15 protein-coding genes are annotated in these 19,974 nt (G+C 43.6%); 14 read left to right on the top strand and 1 reads right to left on the bottom strand.

The window, feature by feature from the left end:
• Nucleotide 1: 1 nt before the first annotated feature.
• Nucleotides 2-2,416, bottom strand: a complete 2,415-nt coding sequence (locus DOE51_RS06875) for an HD family phosphohydrolase (protein WP_142695812.1) — start codon at nucleotides 2,414-2,416, stop codon at nucleotides 2-4.
• Nucleotides 2,417-2,527: 111 nt separating this feature from the next.
• Between DOE51_RS06875 and mazG the strand changes: the two genes are divergently transcribed.
• The 14 genes from mazG to DOE51_RS06805 all read left to right on the top strand — a co-directional run bounded on the left by mazG (nucleotide 2,528) and on the right by DOE51_RS06805 (nucleotide 19,970).
• Complete coding sequence (gene mazG / locus DOE51_RS06870) at nucleotides 2,528-3,352, top strand: nucleoside triphosphate pyrophosphohydrolase (RefSeq protein ID WP_142695811.1); 825 nt, start codon at nucleotides 2,528-2,530, stop codon at nucleotides 3,350-3,352.
• Between the two features lie 482 nt (nucleotides 3,353-3,834).
• Nucleotides 3,835-4,899, top strand: a complete 1,065-nt coding sequence (locus DOE51_RS06865; RefSeq protein ID WP_142695810.1) for a VWA domain-containing protein — start codon at nucleotides 3,835-3,837, stop codon at nucleotides 4,897-4,899.
• An 11-nt stretch (nucleotides 4,900-4,910) separates the two neighbouring features.
• Nucleotides 4,911-5,522 (top strand): PilZ domain-containing protein, encoded by a 612-nt coding sequence (locus DOE51_RS06860; RefSeq protein ID WP_142695809.1) that lies wholly within the window; start codon nucleotides 4,911-4,913, stop codon nucleotides 5,520-5,522.
• Nucleotides 5,509-6,210, top strand: a complete 702-nt coding sequence (locus DOE51_RS06855; RefSeq protein WP_142695808.1) for a MotA/TolQ/ExbB proton channel family protein — start codon at nucleotides 5,509-5,511, stop codon at nucleotides 6,208-6,210. Before DOE51_RS06860 ends, DOE51_RS06855 begins: the two co-directional genes overlap by 14 nt.
• A gap of 58 nt (nucleotides 6,211-6,268) precedes the next feature.
• Nucleotides 6,269-6,814: a biopolymer transporter ExbD gene (locus tag DOE51_RS06850; protein WP_142695807.1), complete on the top strand. Its 546-nt coding sequence runs from the start codon at nucleotides 6,269-6,271 to the stop codon at nucleotides 6,812-6,814.
• Nucleotides 6,815-6,818: 4 nt separating this feature from the next.
• Nucleotides 6,819-7,316, top strand: a complete 498-nt coding sequence (locus DOE51_RS06845) for a biopolymer transporter ExbD (protein ID WP_142695806.1) — start codon at nucleotides 6,819-6,821, stop codon at nucleotides 7,314-7,316.
• A gap of 1 nt (nucleotide 7,317) precedes the next feature.
• On the top strand, nucleotides 7,318-11,025 hold the full coding sequence (locus DOE51_RS06840; protein ID WP_142695805.1) for a tetratricopeptide repeat protein: 3,708 nt from the start codon (nucleotides 7,318-7,320) through the stop codon (nucleotides 11,023-11,025).
• A gap of 14 nt (nucleotides 11,026-11,039) precedes the next feature.
• On the top strand, nucleotides 11,040-11,288 hold the full coding sequence (locus DOE51_RS06835) for a hypothetical protein (protein WP_142695804.1): 249 nt from the start codon (nucleotides 11,040-11,042) through the stop codon (nucleotides 11,286-11,288).
• A gap of 17 nt (nucleotides 11,289-11,305) precedes the next feature.
• Nucleotides 11,306-12,763 carry an AgmX/PglI C-terminal domain-containing protein gene (locus DOE51_RS06830; RefSeq protein WP_142695803.1) on the top strand — a complete coding sequence of 486 codons (1,458 nt, stop codon included), beginning with the start codon at nucleotides 11,306-11,308 and terminating at the stop codon, nucleotides 12,761-12,763.
• Between the two features lie 17 nt (nucleotides 12,764-12,780).
• A complete protein-coding gene (locus DOE51_RS06825; protein ID WP_246845440.1) occupies nucleotides 12,781-13,542 on the top strand; it encodes an outer membrane beta-barrel domain-containing protein in 762 nt (253 codons plus the stop codon).
• Nucleotides 13,543-13,564: 22 nt separating this feature from the next.
• Nucleotides 13,565-15,685: a lipopolysaccharide assembly protein LapB gene (locus DOE51_RS06820; protein ID WP_142695802.1), complete on the top strand. Its 2,121-nt coding sequence runs from the start codon at nucleotides 13,565-13,567 to the stop codon at nucleotides 15,683-15,685.
• Between the two features lie 16 nt (nucleotides 15,686-15,701).
• On the top strand, nucleotides 15,702-16,349 hold the full coding sequence (locus DOE51_RS06815; RefSeq protein WP_168196402.1) for a hypothetical protein: 648 nt from the start codon (nucleotides 15,702-15,704) through the stop codon (nucleotides 16,347-16,349).
• Nucleotides 16,350-16,540: 191 nt separating this feature from the next.
• Nucleotides 16,541-18,139: a methyl-accepting chemotaxis protein gene (locus tag DOE51_RS06810; RefSeq protein ID WP_142695801.1), complete on the top strand. Its 1,599-nt coding sequence runs from the start codon at nucleotides 16,541-16,543 to the stop codon at nucleotides 18,137-18,139.
• Between the two features lie 172 nt (nucleotides 18,140-18,311).
• Nucleotides 18,312-19,970: a methyl-accepting chemotaxis protein gene (locus tag DOE51_RS06805; RefSeq protein ID WP_142695800.1), complete on the top strand. Its 1,659-nt coding sequence runs from the start codon at nucleotides 18,312-18,314 to the stop codon at nucleotides 19,968-19,970.
• Nucleotides 19,971-19,974: the final 4 nt, after the last annotated feature.

Raw genomic sequence — 19,974 nt, 5'->3', positions numbered from 1 at the left:
ATCAACCTTGTGTGCTGCTGCTTCCTGCAACTTCGCCTAAACCGCCGCCAGCACTGCGTGGATAGTCGATACGTTGATGGTAGATGCCCAAAAGAATGCGGATGAATGCCGCTTCAACTTTTGAAATGTCTTTCAACGTCAGATTACATTCATCTAACTGCCCGTCAGAGAACTTTCTTTGGATAATATTACGAACGATGTTCTGCAAACGCGCAGGAGTCGGTTCATCCAATGAACGAGCCGCCGCTTCGATACTGTCTGCTAACATACACAACGCCGCTTCACGGAATTGCGGTTTTGGACCTGGGTAACGGAAATCTTGATCGCTGATTTCAGGATCTTCCGGCTTTTTCAAATCCAGAGCTTTATTAAAGAAGTAAGAAATCAATGTCGTCCCGTGATGCTGAATGATCCCGTCGATGATTGGTGTTCCCAGTTTATAGGAAATCCCCATTTCCACACCGTCTTTAACGTGCGCGATCAACAAAGTCTTACTCATGAACGGCGAGATATGATCGTGTGGATTGTGTCCCGGCTTTTGATTTTCGATGAAGTAATTCGCGTGCTCCATTTTACCGATGTCATGGTAATAGCACATGACTTTACCAAGCAGTGGATTCGCACCGATTTCTTCTGCTGCCGCTTCCACCATCGAACCCACCATCATCGAGTGATGGTATGTGCCCGGTGCTTTCACGATCATTTCTTTTAAAAGCGGATGATTCAAATTTGAAAGTTCTAGAAGTTTAACGTCGGTTGTATAATTGAAGATCGATTCCAAAAGCGGAATGAACATCATCGCAAACAAAGCACTGAAGATCCCGCCAACAAAACCACCCGGAATCGCAAACAAGATATCTTTCGCTCCACCCTCTTGATCGAATTTGGTCATCGTTAAAATGAATGCGATCATCAAGGCGTTAACCGCACCTGTTCTGACACCAGCAAAGTAGATATCGTTTCTTGTTTTACAGTTGAACACACCACGAGCCGCCGCGATACCGCCGACCAGACTTACGATCATGAACGAATAGTTGTAATCAACCATCACGCCCAGACATACGGAAATGAAGGCTGTGAACAACCACACCACTTCGCCTGATGTTACTAGCAAACCAACAAGCATCGGTCCTGCCGCCACGGGTGCCGCATACAACCAGAAACTTGCCGGCAGTAAGTGACCTAGTTTGGAAACAAAAGCCGCATCCACGATGAACAAGTAAATCTTCGTGAATAAAATCACCCCAAAGGCGATTAACATCATGACCACAAGGTCTTTAAAGGCCACACGCACACGGTTTAATGTGAAACGTTTCAAGTACGAGAAGAACACCATGATCGCAACTGACAGCATCAAAGCCATTGAAAGCGATGTGATGTCTTTGCGTTTATCCGCTCTGATATTTTCGATCTGTTTAATCACCGCCATTTGGAATGGCTGAATCACAGAACCTTGCGTGATGATCGTTTGATTCTTTTTGATCGTAATCGTAACTGGAATAACCGCATCACGTGCCGACTGACGACGAGTTGCCGTTTCCTGCTTATTCAACGTCAAATTCGGGATTAACAATGAACGACCGAAATACAAAATATTCGCACGGTCACTTTCCGTAAAACGATCCAGATCTTTTTTATCGTCAAGATTGAAATTTTCAGGATCTTGCAGATCGATCACGTCATTGCGATTGATTGAAAACTCGCGGCCCAGATTGTTTTTGTGCACAACGCGCGCAACCACTGAAGTTTGGCTGGCAGGCACAACACGATCCGGAGCTTCCGCGATTTTTCTTTCATACCAGTTTTCAAGATTACGAATCAAAACCGCTTCGATACGAGGACTAAATTTATTGTCTATGAGCCACTCGTACATAAAGTCGGAAACTTGAACGCCCAACTCTTTTTCGAATTCTTTTTTATATTGGAAGAACTCTTTAACTTGTGCGCGGTTTGCAACGGAAGACTTTGCCCACGATGTTTCACGGTAATATGTGCGCATCGTTCTGAAGGAATGAATCAAACCTTGAGAGACGCGTTCGAACACGTTCGTATCGAAGTCATAAACAACCGGTACCGAGTATTCCGCTTTAAAGCGTTTCTCTTCCGTTGTGACCTCATCCGTCATTTCAAAACCAATTGGTGACGCCACATCGTATTTGGCAACGTCGCCGACCGCGAAATTATATGGCACATCGAATTGATAGAAAATTGTGTAAGAAAGAAGAACGCAATACAGGAAGATCAACGCCGCACGACGAATAAAGAATTTTTCTTCCATCAACTGCACAACGCGACCGAAGAAAGTTTTCTCCAGACCAATAGAATCTACCCAGTCCAAAAACTTAAGACTGTGATCTTCATAGTTAACGCGTGTGGTAGGACTCTCGCCCTTTTTAAAATTCTTGTTTCGTTGCATGCCCTTAGTAAGTCATTCCTGTTGTTTTGGACCTATCTTTTTATCTTCCTTTAGGCTTTCGTTTTAGGCTAGCATAGAAGCCAGTTTCCAATCAGAAAGTCGAGGCTTGTGATGCCAAAAGCTCCTTCTAACTTACGTCAATTTGAGTCCTTAGTCGAGATCGTCAAGTCGCTGCGCGGCCCAGATGGTTGTCCTTGGGATAAAGAGCAAACACACGAGTCTTTAACACAGTACGCGATTGAAGAAACAGCCGAGCTGGTTGAAGCCATCGAAACGAAGGATGCATCACGCGATATGAAAATGAAAGAAGAACTTGGTGACGTGCTATTCCAAGTTATTCTGCACTCGGCAATGGCTTCGGAACGTGGTGCCTTCACCCTTGATGACGTTATTCACGGCATCAGCGAAAAATTAGTACGTCGCCACCCTCACGTGTTTGGCGAAGTAAACGTGACTGACTCTGCTGAAGTTATTCGCAATTGGGAAGAAATTAAAAAAGCTGAAAAAGCGCTTAAAGGAGAATTACAGAAATCTCCTTACGCGTTGAACGTGCCGCCACTTCCCGCTCTGCAAAAGGCTTTCAAGATAGGCAAACGTACCGAAAAATTACAGTTCGATTGGGAAAACGTAGAAGGCGTTTTAGGCAAAGTCGATGAAGAGATCGATGAATTGCGTGAAGCACTAGATCTGACTTCTAAAGAAGAGATCGAACATGAATTGGGTGATGTGTTTTTCTCGCTGGCGCAATTAGGCCGTCATCTCGACATGGACCCAGAACAGGTTTTACGTAAAGCCAACAATCGTTTTGAAGAACGCTTTAATAAAATGATCGAGTTCGCTACCCAAGACGGAAAAGATTGGGGCAAATTGACTCTTGATGAAAAAGAAAGCTATTGGTTGAAAGCCAAGCAAGCATTGAAGACCGTCAAAATTTAGTCGTCACAGCGGTTCTGCCACTCACTCTTCAAGGGTTCTTTAGAAGTGGCAGAAATTTTCGTTCACTCTCCTCTAGAGAAAATGCGTTTTCCCTCGAGAAACGTCGTGATTTTCACTCTACCTTGGACAAGATTTTCCCGCGGCGTTCTGCCAGTCTTGTGCTGAAACGCAGGGACCTTGAGACGCAAAAAAGTTCGTCAATCTTTTTAAACTTACTAAAATTCCAACTACTTAGACAAAGTTTCAGACAGTATTTCTGTTGAAAGTGCGCAAAGGTTTAACAGCAGAAAATTATTTGCGCACTGGTCTTTCTACCAATTCACTGTGTTTCCGCACACTTAGTGCGTGTCAAAAAGAGACTCTTCACAGAATAAAAAACGATTTCGAACACTTAGGGGTGATTTTCTATTTTCGTTGATTGCAACGAAACTAACTTCATCACGAAACACAAACGTGGTGGGGTTGCTCAGGAGGGCATGAGTATGGTTAATCAAGTCGCACGCAAAGCAATGACATTCGCTTCAGCGTTAGCAATGCTTGCCGGTTGCGCTAAAGGTGGAGGCTCGTACTCTACGCTTGCTGATACAGCTAGCTTCACGCAAGAAGCTGTCTATATCCCTAAGAAGATCGACATCCTTTGGGTGATCGACAACTCAGGCTCTATGGCTACTTCACAAACTAACTTGGCTAACAACTTCCAGTCTTTCATCTCACGCTTCAACCAATATAGTTATGACTTCCATATGTCAGTTGTTACGACTGACGGCTGGGAGAAAGAATTCTTCACAAGCGATAAAGCTAAAATCCGTGATGGTAACGGCACAACACATTCAGGTGTGTTTGTGATGGATAAAAATACTTCGAACTTGAGTTCCGTATTCGCAACAAATGCTAAGGTTGGCATTAACGGTAACGGTGACGAACGTGCGTTTGAGTCTCTTTACCAATCATTAGGTAACGAGCCTTACAACGTATCACTTGGTTTCCGTCGCGCCGATGCGTTTCTTGCAGTGATTATCGTAAGTGACGAGGACGATTTCTCGAATAATACGACTTCACTTCATGAAGACTACAATTACTCAGGCCTATTCCCTATTTCTAAATATACTGACTTCTTGGATTCATACACTGGCGGTACTGCAAACGGCAGAAACTATTCAGTAAGCACGATTTCAGTACAAGATGCTGCTTGCCGTTCTCAGTTGATGGCGGGCGATCCAAATGCGGCACAAAAGATTTCTCAGCGCTACAATGCGATGGCTGATGCAACTGGTGGCGTAAGATCTTCTTTGTGCTCTGACTTCGGTACATCTCTACAATTGATCTCTGATAAAATCATCCAGCTTTCGAGTGCATTCAAATTGTCTCGTGAGCCGATTCCAGAATCAATCGTAGTGACTGTTGATGGCGCTTCGGTTCCAAACAACGCAACGAACGGTTGGACTTATGATGCAGCAACTATGATCATCACGTTCCACGGCAGCGCGGTTCCATCAGCGAATTCAAGTGTGAAAATTAACTTCGATCCGAAATCGATCAAATTGTAAGAAGGTGCTGTATGAGTGGTGGGGTACAAGCAACAACTACAAAAGGTCAAGAGTGGTACATCCTTCGTGGGGACATGAAATACGGTCCTTACGAGTACAAATCCTTGATCACTATGATTCAAAACAGCGAGCTTTACGATTATAATTACGTATGGGCTCCGCACCTTGAGAATTGGACTCTCGTAGGTGATTTGCAAGAATTCTCTAAAGACCGTCTTTGCCGTTTGATCGAAACTAAAGATCACTTGGCAGGTTCTTTCAAGGATAGAAAGGTACCACGTGTTGACCTTGTGACGCCTGTTTATGCGCACAACGATCAAACGTTTTTCGATGGTCAAACACTCTCTGTGAGTGAAAACGGAGCTCTCGTTCTTTTGAACGATCCGCTTCTTTTACCAGGTCAAAAAATTCTGCTTCACTTCAGAACTTCTGATGTGAATCCAGTATCGTTCAACGTTCTTTGCGAGATCGTTCGTAAGAATTATTCGAAGCAAAGACTTAATGTTAAATCCGGTCTGCACTATGCTGTCCGTTTCCTCGAAGTGCAAGAACACGGTGTTGCTCAACTTACAAAATGGTCGCGCGGTGGCGTTGCCAAGGAGGAAACAAATGGCATTTCTTAAATTCATGAATGAATCTGGTTTCGTTGGCTGGACAATTCTATTAACTGGTATCGGATCTTTGATCCTGGTAGCTGAACGAGCAAAGATGCTCTATAAAGAATACGGTATGAACACGGAAGAGTTCATGGGCAAGATCCAAACTTTGGTTCTAGCTAAAAAGCTTGATGAAGCACTCTTGATGTGTGCTCAGCTTGAGAAAAAGCCATTGGCTGCAGCTTTCAAAACTATTTTGGAAAAAGCAGACCGTGATGACGACACTATTTTCCAAGCGCACGACATCGCTTTGTCTGAAAATACACCGCTGTATACAAAACGCCTGCACTATCTTTCAATGCTTGCCAACGTTGCAACATTGCTAGGTCTTCTTGGTACGATCCACGGTCTTATCCTGTCGTTCCAAGCGGTTGCACAAGCTGACCCTGCACAAAAACAAGCGTTGCTTGCACAAGGTATCTCGGTATCCATGTATACAACAGCGTTGGGTCTTGCGGTTGCGATCCCTGCGATGGTGTTCTTCTCTTTCCTAACTTCTCGTCAAAACGAGTTGCTTGAAGAGATGATGGAAAAATGCGGTAAACTTGCAGAGCTTCTTACAAGTGCACACATCCCTAACTTGACTCGCCAAAACGTGTTCCCTGATCACGTGCCAGCGATGACACCTCCGACTCCAGGCGCAAAGGTCTCTTAAGACCTTTCGCTGCTAAGATTCGGTAATGGTGGGTACGATTCTTTAAGATGGGTGAACTATGAGACGCGCAAAAAAGTTAAAAATTAATCACCACAGTGAGTTCGAGTTGGACTTGGCTCCCCTGCTTGCTGTGATGGTAAAACTAGTTCCGGTTCTTCTGGTTTCCTCAGCCTTCGTGCAAATGATGGTTATCGAAACAGAATTGCCACAAGTAGTGAATGAAGCTATCCAACGTCAAGACAAAGACAACTTGCCGACAAACATCGCATTGGATGTCGACGCGAAAGATGGTTTCCGCATTGTGGTGACTGAAAAAGGCCAAGAGAAAGTAGAAGAAGTTCCATTGAAAGATGGCGCCTTCGACCTTCCTGCCCTTCACCAAAAATTAGTTGAAGTTAAAAAACTACATCCTGAAATCTTTAAGCTTGAACTGAATCCAGATGCGAAAGTTCCCTACAAGGAAATCGTGAAAATCATGGATGAAGTTCGTCAAGCTCACGATTCATCAGTAAAATTTCCAGTGTTTGATACGAAACAAGGGAAGAACGTAGATACACCGTATATGTTTCCAGAAATCATTTTCTCTAACATGATGGAGGGCTAACAACATGTCACGCAGACGTCGTTATGAGCCAAACCTTAAAAAGAACTCCACATTTGCTTTGAATATCACGTCGATGACCGACATGTTCACGATCCTCCTCGTGTTCTTGTTGCAAACTTATTCGACGTCAGATGTTCAGATCATTCCAGAAAATGGTTTGCGCTTGCCATCTTCGGCTTCGCAATCGAATCCAACGGAAGCGATTAAGCTTTCGCTGTCTGGAACAGCCCTTAAAATTGACCAAACAAAGATTGCCGACGTTAAAGATGCGGAATTTCTTCCGCAAGATCTTGAAGAGAAAGACACAAACTTCATCAAGCCTCTTTTCGAAGAGCTAGATAAGCTTGCTAAAAACTCTCAAGATAAAGCTGGCGTCAAAGAAGGCCGTATCTTGCTTCAAGCAGATAAAGAGCTTCCTTATGCAACTTTGAGAAAGGTCATGTATACAGCTTCAATGGCGGGCTTCCCGCAATTGAAACTAGTGACTTTAGTTGGAGAATAAAATGAAACTGCGCACAGTATTTCTTCTTCTAGCAATACATCTTTTTTCGATTTACTGTTTTGCAGAAACCGAAAAGGGCCTTTTGCCTGAAGTGCGTCTATCCGGCAACGAAGATGACAACGAAAGAAAAGCATTAAGCAGCGAGATCATGATCACGCGCTCTGAAAATAAGGCGATCGAGTCTCTTCAAGCTATTCTTAAAAAACAAAAAGGCTCGAAAAATGAGGCGGACCTATGGTACCGCCTTGCCGAGCTTTACATGAGAAGATCTAAATCAGGTCGTTTCTTTGATTTACACAAAGATACACCGCTGATGAAGCTTTCTTCTTTCCCAGTACCAAACGAAAAAGGTGCTGAGGCGATTAAACGCGCCATCAAAATCTATAATAAAATTGAAGCGGAATTCCCTGGCTTCAAACAAATGGACTCAGTTCTTTTCAACAATGCCTTTGCTCATCAGCAAGTGGGTCAATTTAAAGAATCTGATAATCTTTACGCTCGCCTACTACAAAAATTCCCTAAATCTCCATTGGTACCAGATGGTACGTTGGCGTTGGGTGAGTTGTTGTATGATCAAGGTAAATTTGCTGCCGCTTTGGACCAATTCCAACGCTTAGAAAAATTCCCACAAAGCCGTGTGTATTCATACGGTATGTATAAAGCAGCATGGGCTTACTATAATCTTCATGACTCTGATAACGGCATTAAGAAGTTGATCGAGGTTGTTAAAAACAATCCGCCACTTCAAGAAGGTGAAGTTCCAACGAACCGCCACAACTTGCGTAAAGAAGCTTTGCGTGACTTGACGGTCTTCATTGGTGACTCTTACCCTGCTAATAAACTTTATTCTTTCTTCGAAGACATCACGACTGAAGACGAACTAGGTCAATCAATGTCGGACCTTGCGAAACTTTACGATTCGCATTCTCGCCAAAAAGAGATGAATATCTTCTTGGGCGAATACATCGATAAGCGCCCATCGGGTCCAGAGGTTGTGAAATCTCACTTGGCCTTGGTTGAAGCGAACGAAACTTTGAAGAAACGTGATTTGGTTCTAGAGCATTTGCAATTGGCCAGCGATCTTTGCCGCAAAGATTCTGCTTGGAAAACAATGCAAAAAGCAGACGTTGCACAAGCTTCTTGTAACGAAGGTTTCCGCCATACAAGTCTTGATATGACGAAAAAATGGTGGGACATCTGGACTAAAAACAAACAAAACACTGAGTTCTCGAATTTGACTCAGAAACTTTTCAAATTGATGTTGGATAACGAAGATCCAACGAAACCAGATTTGAAAACACGCTTTGCCTATGCAGAGTTGTTATTCCAATTGGGTAAATACGATGACGCCAGCGTTCAGTACAAAATGGTGGGCGATGCTTCTAAAGAAGAACCTCTTCGCCATGATGCCAACTACGCGGCCCTATTCTCTAAAGAAAAGTCTATCGATCAAAAGAAAGATGCTTTGAAAGAGGCTGAACGTAAAGAATTGGCTTTAAACTACTTAGCTAAATATCCTGCTGGCAAATTCGCGACATCAGTGAAATTCAAAATGGGTCACATTGCTTACGAAGAGCAAAACTACCCAGAAGCTGAAAAGTGGTTGAAACCTTTGACTGTCGTTAAAGGCTCTGAAAACGCAGATATCAAAAAGAAATCTGAAGACTTGGTGTTGGATATGCTGAACATCAAGAAAGACTACGCTGGTATCAAAGATTTCTCGAAACAAGTTATGACTTCTTCATCAGACGAAGCCCGCAAAAAAGATATGGGCAAAATCTTCGAAGAAGCTCACTTTACGGAAGTTCAAGAGTTTGCGAAAACTGGTGACAAAGACCAAGCTGCGCAAAAGCTTATCGCTTACGCTAAAGAACACGAAGGTTCGAAGTTAGCTCAAGACGCTCAATGGCAAGCTATCGGTATTCTTTATACTGAAGGCAAAGTCTTTGATGCTGCTGAATTGTCTTTAAAATACGTTTCGAAATATCCAGACGATAAAAAGAACTTGGATGCTTTGAAAGATGCTGCGAAAGCTTACGCTGACGTCGGCCAAATTTCAAAATCGGCAGAAACTTTGGTGAAAATTGCCGACCTTGATAAAAAAGGTCGCAACACACAACTTGAAACGGCTGCTGACATCTACTTGCTAGAAAAGAAAATCAAAGATGCTCGTGCGGCTTATATGGGAATCCTGGCTGGTGCTGATAACAAAACGTTAGAGCGCATCTATGGCAAATTGATGGATTCATATAAAGGTGAACCGAACTCTGCGGAGCTAGCGAAGATCCAAAATCAGATCCAAGCTAAAGGGATCGAACCATATACGACTCAGATCATGATCGACAAAGCGAAAGCTTTGTTGGCCGCTGGCAAAATGACTGCTGCTTTCGATCTTTCGATGAAAGCAAACGGCCGTAGTGTTCCTGCAGAAGTTCGTGCGGAAGCTCGTTTGATCCAAGCGCAAGTTCTTGAAAAAGAATTGATCCAACAAAGCGTGAAAGCTCGTGAAGAGAAATTCGCAACAGTTCTTGGTATCAAGACTGAAAAGTTGGATAAAGCTCAAACGGCTTACGTGACAGCTTTGAAAATGAGTAAAGATCCGTATCAACAGCTGGAAGCTATGCGCGGTATCGACCGTTGTTACGGCAACTACATCGAAGCTTTATCAAGCATGCCATTGCCTGCTTCCTTGAAACCGGAAGAACAACAGCAATTGCGTGGTGAGTTGGCTAAATTGATCAACCCGATCCAAGAAAAGAAGAACGAGAACGAAAATAAATTGAAAGTTCTTGCGGCTTCTAAGGGTCAATCAGCAACGACAGGTCGTGTGATTGCAAATATTCGTGTGGATCAAACGATCACTCCGGATGTGCAATACCCTGCGGCTGATAAAATGGGTGCTTTCTTGCCAGCTTCAATGGATATGAGCATCGGTAAGGTGTCTCGTCTTGAGACTCGCGCAGGAAAAACTTGTAACAAAGCCGCAGTTTTAACGGGTCAACTTGCGAAAGTAAATCCGATCGAAATTGCAGGAAATTGTTATGGTTCTAGACAGTTCGATATCGTTGAAAAATTGGGTTTAGAGCTTGCGAAAAATAAAGACACGCGCGCACTAGGTTTGTTCTATGCAAGCGTTGGCGCGGAAGCTCGCGGTTATACAGAGAAAGCTCAGTGGATGATTGAAGCCGCATTGAAGCTTCAACCTGAAGCAGCTCCATTCGTATATCAAAAAGCACGCTTGATTTATAAAGACGATGGCTTGAATGCAGCAATGCAATTTTTCGAAAAAGTTTTGGACATGCAAATGCCTTCGACAGAAATGCAAACTTTCGCTGGCGTGAAGGCTTTCTCAGAGGGAGATTTTACTAGAGCAATTGAAAAATTATCTTCTCTGAATAAAGAACAGTTGTATACTTTCAATGTGGGAACCTTGATGAGCGAAGCCTATGCTCAGAAAGGTGAAGTCGATAAAGCTCTCAGCACTCTGAAAGATTTGTTGGGTGGTAAGAAAGACAATGTCGACTTCCTTCTAGAACAAGCTCATATCTTTGAGACTTACAAAGGAAGCCCAACTCTTGCCTTGGACTCTTATGAAAAAGCGTTCAAAGCAAGCTCGCAAATGGATTTGAGAGATTGGTTAGGTAAGAAAATACAGTATTTGAAAAATCAAAACAAAGTCGGTCAGAACGTAATCTCAGGAGACTTGTAGTATGGAGGGTACAGGTGAAAACTTTCATCTCGGCGATGATCGCTTTCATTCTCTTGGGAACTGCGACTGGCTTTGCCAAAACAAGAACAGTCCGTAAAGTCCAAGAAGTAAATTTTGGTGACATGAACCTCAAGGGTACGATTCGTAATCCTGACGGTGCCTACCTTGTGCAAAAAAGAGGGATTAAATTTATGCCTCTTTATGACGTGCAGAAGGATATGGATGGCCGTATTCGCGAATCTGCTTTGTACCTGAATAACTAGAACACACGAGGTGTTACATGCTCACGTTAATTGTACGTCAGTCTCTTAAGAACGGGACTGCAAAAACTTGGAAGTTGCGTTCAACAAATAATACACAAACATTCGGTTCATCTCGCGATGCCGATGTGATCTCGATCGCTCCTGGTACAAAAGGCATTCAAGGTCTTTTTGAATTCCGTGACAACCAGTGGTGGTACGTAAATATGGATCTTATGACAAGCGCAAAAGCCTCTGGTTCCCCTGCTTTGTCATTGAATAAAGATCAAGTGCTTGAGTTAGAAGATTGCACTCTTTCTTTCACTCCGGTGAAAAGAGAAGTCGATCTTTACATGCGCCTTGAAAAAGCAGGCCGTGAATCACAAGAACTTGGCAAACAATTCCAATTGTTCATGGTGAAACAAGCTGGTGTTGTTATTCAAACGAAGATCCTTCCTTTGAATAAAAAATTCCAACCTGCATTGAGCTCTGAAAAGATCGCATGTGTGCCGTCTCCGGAATGGCACCGCCAAATGGTTGGCGATCTTGAAGTCAGCCAAAGAACATTGTCTTTGGAAGATGCTGCAAGACTTGCACGCTTCTCTCCAAGTCAATTGGTTGATGAAGACTCTAAAAAAGGTGTGGTGTTGATGTTGGGAGCTGCGGCTTTCTTCATTACACTGGCGATCTTCTCTCCGAAGTCGAACCACCTTGTGGCAGAGGCTCCACCAAAAGTGGCGCAAAAAATTATTGTTAAAACTGAAATCAAACCTAAGCGTAAAAAAGCTGAAGCTGCAAAACCTGCGCAAGTGGCAGTGCAAGCGGCTCCTGCTGCAGGTCCTAAGGCAGAAATGCCAACAGGTGGTGGCGGCGGTAAATTGGCGAACATGATGAAATCGATTTCGAACGGTCGTATTTCGCAATTGATCGGCAAAGTTTCTGCGCAAGGTGCAAAATCTAACAACGTGATTTTCGCAAATGGCGTGAAAGCAGGTTCGGGTCCTTCAGGTCGTGCCTTGGCTGCAGTCGGCAGCATGGAACGTTCTGGTCGTGACTGGGGTGCTGCAGGTAACGGCAGTGGCGTGATGATTTCTACGAACGGTCGCGGTGGCGGTAAAAACGCTGCTGGTATGGGTGGCCTTGCAGCTGGTGGCACTGGTAGCGGTGGCGTTGGCTTGATCGAAGAGGAATCAGAAATTACGGGCGGTTTGGACCGTGAGGTTATCGCTCAGTACATTAAATCTAAATTGGGTCAGATCCTTTATTGTTATGAAAGACAATTGAGTGCGAATCCAGATTTGTTCGGTAAAGTTGCTGTGAAATTCACGATCGGTCCAACGGGCCAAGTGGAACAACAGTTAATCGGAGACACAACACTTAAGAACGCAACCGTTGAGGGATGTATATTGAATAGGGTTGCGGCATGGAAGTTCCCTACTCCACAGGGTGGGACTCGAGTGCTGGTAACGTATCCATTTTTGTTCAAGAGTACAAACTAATACGACGGGGGTAATTCGTGTTTAAGAAAGCATTTCTAACGATCATCTTGATGGCTTCATCAGCGTTAGCACAACAAGGTGACAAGCAAGCAGAACAACGCGGCAGCGACAAACTTGATATCAAGAAACTTGAGCAAAAGTATTGGGCTGCAAAAGACGACGATTTCAGCGTCGTACAAAATCGCCGTTACGTAAAAGCAGAACGCTTTTATCTAACTGCTGAAGGCGGTATTCCTTTTAACGATCCGTACAGCACAGGTTCAATCTTTGGTGCAAGCTTCGGTTATTTCTTCAATGAGCGTTGGGGTGTGGAAGCAAACTACAACAGCGCCAACATGAAAGATAACGATGCGGTTGACCAATTCGTCACTCAATACGGTGCGATTCCGGATCACAATATCTTTAAGTCATCTTATTTTTTGTCAGGAACTTTCGTTCCGTTCTACGCAAAAATGTCCTTCATGGATAAATCCATCATCTATTTCGATATGGGTCTGTCATTGGGTGTTGGTAGCGTGAACTACGAAATTGCTAAGAACACAGGCAATGAATCAAAAAATGCTTTTGGTGTGAAGCTTGGTATTTTCCAACAGATTTTCTTCTCTGAACACTTTGCGGTTCGTGTTGACTTAAACAACACATGGTCGAACCAAGATCAGGCGAAATACTATACTCCAGGTTCAGCACTTCCTGGTGGTGGTACAGCTGGCGCGAACACTCTAGGTTCTAAGACGATCAACGATACTTCATTGATGTTCGGTCTAACATATTGGCACTAGTTTTCTCCAGGGCGGGGGTTTTATGTTAAAGCCAATGAGTTTGTTATTACCTTTATCTTTGCTTTGCGCGACTGCGTGGGCTGATCCTGCTTTGACAGTAAAAAAGCAAGGTCGTCCAGCGGCGGCAAGCTTGAAAGTTAAAACAAGTCTTGTTCCCACTTTCGATGTTTACCAACGTAAAGTCGTTAAGGGTAAAGTAGAAGTTTATAAAGTAAAAAGCATTCCTGTACTGGATCTTGGCGAAGAACGCGAAGTCGAAGCGGCTACTTTAAGCCCGCTTCGACTACCCGCTTCTCGTGAAGTGAATGTCAGCGAAGTTAAAAAGCATCAGCCAGTGCCTGCGATGTTGTTGACGACACAAGCGTACAACGCGACTGTTGCAGCACCAAAACAGTTCACAAGCGCTGAAGCGTTCAGCAAAATTCCAGACATTAAGATCCTAAATCCCGTTCCAGCTCCAGTAACTAAAGAGCCGCAAGTGACGCTTGCGAAAATGGACGAGATGGGTCCTAACGACTATAAACTTTTGCAAGCGATGATCTTTTTGGAAATCCAAAAGAAGTACGAACTTGCGATGGGTTTATTTGCTGAATTGATGGACGATCCAGAACATCGCATTGAAGCATTGTATAACTATGCACAAACTGCGAAAGGCATGGGTCTGAATTCTGAATTCCGCGAATACATGATCCAAGTGGCAAAAGAAACTAAAGCAAAAGAATGGCAACAACGTGCCACTGAAGCTTTGGTTAAAAATATCAACGTGCTTGAGCACTCTGACATCGCTTTGATTGACCCATTGGTTACAAAGTACGAGTTGGATGTGACTAAGAACGATGACTATCAATTGACTCGTGCAAAATATTATTCAGAAACAAATCAGTTGGGTATGGTTGAAGATGCGTTGATCTATATTTCAGAGCAGTCTCCCCGTTATCCAGAGGCTTTGATGCTGAATTCTTTATTGAGTTACCGTCAAGGTAAAGTCGATGAAGCGATTATCTCTTTAGAAAAATTGATGCAAATTACTGAACCAGACAAAACAGCTCAGATTCGTTCTGTAGGTGCTTTGACTTTGGCTCGTATGCAATTCCAAAAAAGTCAGTATAAAGATGCGTTCCAATCTTACTTGAAGGTTGATAAGTCCAACCCACTTTGGTTGCAAGCGATGATTGAAAGTGCTTGGACTCAAATCTTGGGTGAAGACTATGAAGGTGCTGCGGGTAACATGTTCTCGCTTCACACAGACTTCTTTAAAAACGCTTTCGTGCCTGAGTCTTATGTTGTGCGCACAGTGGGTTACTTGAACCTTTGCCAATACGGTGACGGCGCTCAAGTGCTTAATGAAATGCGCCAAAAATATGGCCCATGGAAAAAGAAATTGGAAGCTTACAATGCGTCTCATAAGTCGAACATCAATTACTACGACACTGTTAAGAGCTGGATTAGAAATTCAGACTTGAAAGAAGTAGATGGTCTGCCAAGATCTTTCATCGTGGAGTTAGCTCGCCACCCGGCTTACATGAGCGTGCAAAAACAAATTAATAACTACGAAGATGAAATTGGTAAGTTCAATCGTATCGCGTTGAATTTGATTAAAATGGAACGCGAACTTTTGGCGAAACAAAATGCAGCGAACAAAGAGCTTTTGGATGCGAAACGTAGAATCGCAGGCAATAGCCCTTCTGAAGGTGCAGTCCAAGCTGTACAAACTGCTGAAAAGAAACTTTTAAGCTATCGTATCCAGTACCATATCGCTAACAAAGCTCGTACATCGATCAAGAACTTGCGTGCCCAAGGTATCGCTCGTATCGAGAAAGAAAAAGACGTGCTTCGCCAAGCGGCTGGCAAAACGTTGCAATCTCGTTTCACAGAGATGTATGCAAGCTTGAACAAAGTTTTGGATCAAAACGATGTTCTTCAGTATGAACTTTATTCTGGCGCCGGCGAACACATCCGTTACCAAATGGCTGGTGGCGATGTGAACGACAAAGAACGTCCAGAGCTTAAAGTTCAAAAAGAAAAAAGTTTGAATTGGAAATTTAAAGGTGAAGTTTGGGAAGACGAGGTTGGTCACTATCGTTCTTCATTGAAAAACGTGTGCCCGCAAGAATCACTAGCGGGAATGGCTGATCAACAATAAGGAAAGGACTTTCAAGATGAAAATCTCTAAAACAATGACAACAATGACTTTAGCACTTTTGATGGGTTCATCGGCTTTCGCCCAGAATTCTGCGAAAGAAGGCTTGGAGCGCATCAAAGCCAACCTTAACAACTCTAAATCCAATCTTACTGAGTACGAAAAGAACCTGAAAACTGTTGAAGGCAACTTGGGCGAAGTGAATAAAGCCAAGTCACAGGTTGAGGGCCAACAAAAACAAGTTCAAAACCAAATGGAAGAAAACAACCAAGCTATGACAAAAGTGGGATCTCAAGAAAAAGAGATCACAGCTTTGATCAATAACGAAAAATCGCAAACGGAAATGGAAAATCAAAAGATTGCCGAGTACGAAGCGATGATCGCAAAGATCAAAGAAAACCAAAAGAAACGTCAAGCTAACGTTGCTGACTACCAAGCGCAGATGAATCAGTTGCAGGAAGAAAAGAAAATCTGGAATTCACGTGCGCAAAGCTTGAAAGAACAAAACGAACAAGTGAATGGCAAACTTCGTAATCTAGCAAGCGAAGAAAAAGAGTGGAAAGCAAAACAGCAAGGCTACCAAGGTGAAGTTAAACGTTGGAGCAAAGAAGTTGAAAGACAGCAAAAGATCAGCGACTCTTACAACTCTTTGGCTGAAGTAAAATAAACTCTGAAAAAATTTAAGACCGAATAAATAATTGAACGGAGAAACTGAGAAGTTTCTCCGTTTTTTATTTTTTTGACCACGACACAAGTGGCGGACAGAGTGGACGTGATAAGTAATTTAGGATCCCAATCTCTTCCCGAGATGGAAAATTCCGAAAGCTCTTTCAGTCACTCCTCTGAAAGGATCTTTTCATGAACTCCTCATTGTCCACATGGTTTCGTGGCATCAAGGGCAAGCTGCTATTTGCGGCAGTCCTTCCCGTTATTGGTTTTGCCGTTGTATTTACGATCGCTCATACGAACTTCGATCGCCTTGGTTTTTTACTTAAAACAGCCAATCGCGAAATGATTCCGAACCTTCAAGGTATCGGAGAAATGCGCCAAGCCCGCAATAAATATGGCTATCAAGTGTGGGCTGCGATGAACATGCCGACGGAAGAAAAACGCATGGCTCGCGCGAAGCTTGCACGTGATGCCATCAAAGAATTCGAAGCCGGTTACAAAACCTACATGGAAGTGCCATCGCCTGAAGAGCTCAACGCTAGCGATGACAAGGGTAAAGCCGTTTATGATGAATACATTGCTCTTTTGAATAAGTGCGTGGATCTAGCAGAATCCGGTAAGCCAGAAAACTATGAAGAGGTTAAACGACAACTTGACGGACGTCTTTGGGAATTGGGTTCTATTATGAACACGATGACGCAAACAGCGTTGAAAGTTTATAATGGCTATACGGAACGCTATGCTGAAGAAGGTGAAAACCTGATTGTTTCGGCAACTCGCAACATTATCATCACGACAGTACTTGCCTGCTTCTTCGTTTTCGCCATTCTTTTATTCTTGGCTCACCGAGTATCTTCATCAGTCGCTTCGATCGCCGGTCGTCTGACAACTGCAGGCAACAACGTAGCCACTTCGGTAGAACAACTTAATGAAGCTGGCAATAGCCTGTCCCAATCATCCACTGAAGCCGCCGCTTCACTTGAAGAAACCGTCGCGGCCCTTGAAGAAATGTCTTCGATGGTGCAGATGAATTCAGATAATGCGAAACAAGCCGCTGCCCTATCGTCTTCTTCGAAAGAAGCAGCCGAGCGTGGTGAATCTGAAATTAAATCGTTAATCAAATCCATGAGCGAAATTTCTCAATCTTCGAAAAAAATCGAAGAGATCATTTCAGTTATTGATGACATCGCTTTCCAAACGAATCTGCTCGCATTGAATGCTTCGGTTGAGGCCGCACGTGCGGGTGAACAAGGTAAAGGATTCGCAGTTGTGGCAGAAGCCGTTCGCGCCCTGGCGCAAAGATCAGCCACTTCAGCTAAGGATATTTCTGCGCTGATTAAAGACTCTGTCGATCAAGTTGATCGCGGCAGTCGCATCGCAGACAGTAGCGGCGAAGTGCTTGCGAATATCGTGAACTCCATCAAAAAAGTTTCTGATTTGAACAACGAAATCGCGGCAGCAAGTTCAGAACAAACGACAGGCATTCAACAGATCAGCAAAGCGATGAATCAATTAGATCAGTCGTCACAGTCCAATGCGGCCTCTGCGGAAGAGATCGCTGCAACCAGTGGCGAGATCAATAACTTGGCGATGACTTCTCAGAACCTAACTGTTGAATTGAATACGGTGATTTTAGGTCGCGACAACCACCCGACTGAATCTGCGATTGCAGCAGAGTCTAGTCCAGGCAAGAAGTCAGCCCCGAAAAATGTTTTGAAGTTTCCGGCGACTCAAACGAAGACATCTCATTACGATCAGTCACGTGTTGGAACGACTGAGGGTTTCTAGACTCAACAAAAACATGTTAAACAAAGGCGAAGGCTTCTGGTTGGTCCAGGAGCCTTTTCGATTTTAAGGGCCTTTGATTTGTAATCGTTCTGGCCCTTAACAAGATTCAGTAAAAAACCGATCAAGAAGTGTTGAACATTTTTAAAACAAATTTTTATGGGAGCTTATTAAAATGAAAAACGGTTTCTTGAGTTCATGGTTTAAAGGGATCAAAGGTCGCCTGCTAATAGCAGCCATTATCCCGTTTATTGGTTTTGCGATCCTATTCTCTGTCGCAATGAGAGGTCTTGATCGTACAAACGATATTCTTTCGACAGCTCAAAAAACAGTTATTCCAAATTTGTTTTACCTCGGAGAAATGCGCCAGTCGCGCAATAAGTTCGGCTACAAGGCATTAGAAGTACAGCTTAACAATGAGAATCCAGAAAAACGCGAAAAATCACTTAAAGCAGCTGAAGAAGCGATTAAGGAGTTTTCTGATAACTATAAAAAATATGCCGACGCGCCCTTCATTCCTGGTGAAGACGAAATTCACAATAAAGGCAAGGCTTCCGTTCCTGAGCTTGTTTCAGCAATGAATAAAATCAAAGATCTTTTAGAAACAAAAGATCCTGCGAAAATGAAAGAAGCCATCGTGCTTCTTGAAGGTGACTTTACGAAACATGGCAACGTGGTTCGCGACTTCAACCGCGACGTCGCAGCATTGTATCAACAAAAAGCCAGCGAAGAAGCCGTTATCGCCGCTTCAACAAGAAGCGAGGTATTTAACCTGCTTATTCTCGTTTCCTGCTTTGCCGCATTCGGCATCAGCGCTCTTTTACTATGGATTGCTGCAAAGATCTCAAATTCGGTGGGTTCGATCGCAGATCGTCTGACGAATTCTAGCGCGCAAGTTGCAACAGCGGTTGAACAATTAAATGAAGCCGGCAATAGCTTGTCACAATCTTCTACAGAAGCAGCGGCATCTCTTGAGGAAACAGTGGCGGCCCTTGAAGAGTTAACTTCGATGGTACAAATGAACTCGGACAACGCCAAACAAGCAGCGACATTGTCAATTTCATCAAAAGAATCTGCTGAATCTGGTGAGCATGAAATTCAAACATTGATCAAATCGATGACGGAAATTTCACAGTCGTCGAAAAAAATCGAAGAGATCATCTCTGTTATTGACGATATCGCTTTCCAAACAAACTTGTTGGCCCTCAATGCGGCTGTCGAAGCAGCTCGTGCTGGTGAGCAAGGTAAAGGATTCGCAGTCGTTGCGGAAGCAGTACGCGCTCTAGCACAAAGATCTGCGGCTTCAGCGAAAGATATCTCATCTTTGATTAAAGACTCCGTATCGCAAATTGATCGTGGCAGTGAAATAGCTGACAAGTCTGGCACTGTTCTTTCAAACATCGTGAACTCAATTAAAAAAGTTTCCGATTTGAATAACGAAATTGCAGCAGCAAGTTCTGAACAAACAACCGGCATCCAACAAATCAGCAAAGCGATGAATCAGTTGGATCAATCTTCACAATCAAATGCAGCTTCGGCTGAAGAAATCGCCGCAACAAGCGGCGAGATCGCAAACCTTGCAACGACGACTGAAAATCTAACAGTGGAATTGAACAAAGTCGTTCTTGGTGGCAGCGAAGTGGATCATCACCCTGTTGAACGTGAAGTAAAGGTCGCAAAACCAAAATCCTTTTCAACACCTGCAAAGAGCAACGTACTGCCAATGAAAAAGGCATCTGCGTCATCAATGCCTAAAAAGTCATCACCTTCTTCAGAAATGATTCCTTTTGATGACGATGATAGAGCAAAAGTAGGATCGACAGACGGCTTCTAGCCCC

Source organism: Bdellovibrio sp. NC01 (assembly GCF_006874625.1).
GTDB lineage: Bacteria > Bdellovibrionota > Bdellovibrionia > Bdellovibrionales > Bdellovibrionaceae > Bdellovibrio.
Note: the sequence above shows the minus strand (reverse complement) of the source record. Positions and strands in the feature narration are given on the sequence as shown.

Excerpts from the sequence above, each read along its gene's own strand:
- DOE51_RS06875 (WP_142695812.1), bottom strand. The coding sequence starts at position 2,416 with ATGCAACGAAACAAGAATTTTAAAAAGGGCGAGAGTCCTACCACACGC.
- mazG (WP_142695811.1), top strand. The coding sequence starts at position 2,528 with ATGCCAAAAGCTCCTTCTAACTTACGTCAATTTGAGTCCTTAGTCGAG.
- DOE51_RS06865 (WP_142695810.1), top strand. The coding sequence starts at position 3,835 with ATGGTTAATCAAGTCGCACGCAAAGCAATGACATTCGCTTCAGCGTTA.
- DOE51_RS06860 (WP_142695809.1), top strand. The coding sequence starts at position 4,911 with ATGAGTGGTGGGGTACAAGCAACAACTACAAAAGGTCAAGAGTGGTAC.
- DOE51_RS06855 (WP_142695808.1), top strand. The coding sequence starts at position 5,509 with ATGGCATTTCTTAAATTCATGAATGAATCTGGTTTCGTTGGCTGGACA.
- DOE51_RS06850 (WP_142695807.1), top strand. The coding sequence starts at position 6,269 with ATGAGACGCGCAAAAAAGTTAAAAATTAATCACCACAGTGAGTTCGAG.
- DOE51_RS06845 (WP_142695806.1), top strand. The coding sequence starts at position 6,819 with ATGTCACGCAGACGTCGTTATGAGCCAAACCTTAAAAAGAACTCCACA.
- DOE51_RS06840 (WP_142695805.1), top strand. The coding sequence starts at position 7,318 with ATGAAACTGCGCACAGTATTTCTTCTTCTAGCAATACATCTTTTTTCG.
- DOE51_RS06830 (WP_142695803.1), top strand. The coding sequence starts at position 11,306 with ATGCTCACGTTAATTGTACGTCAGTCTCTTAAGAACGGGACTGCAAAA.
- DOE51_RS06820 (WP_142695802.1), top strand. The coding sequence starts at position 13,565 with ATGTTAAAGCCAATGAGTTTGTTATTACCTTTATCTTTGCTTTGCGCG.
- DOE51_RS06815 (WP_168196402.1), top strand. The coding sequence starts at position 15,702 with ATGAAAATCTCTAAAACAATGACAACAATGACTTTAGCACTTTTGATG.
- DOE51_RS06810 (WP_142695801.1), top strand. The coding sequence starts at position 16,541 with ATGAACTCCTCATTGTCCACATGGTTTCGTGGCATCAAGGGCAAGCTG.
- DOE51_RS06805 (WP_142695800.1), top strand. The coding sequence starts at position 18,312 with ATGAAAAACGGTTTCTTGAGTTCATGGTTTAAAGGGATCAAAGGTCGC.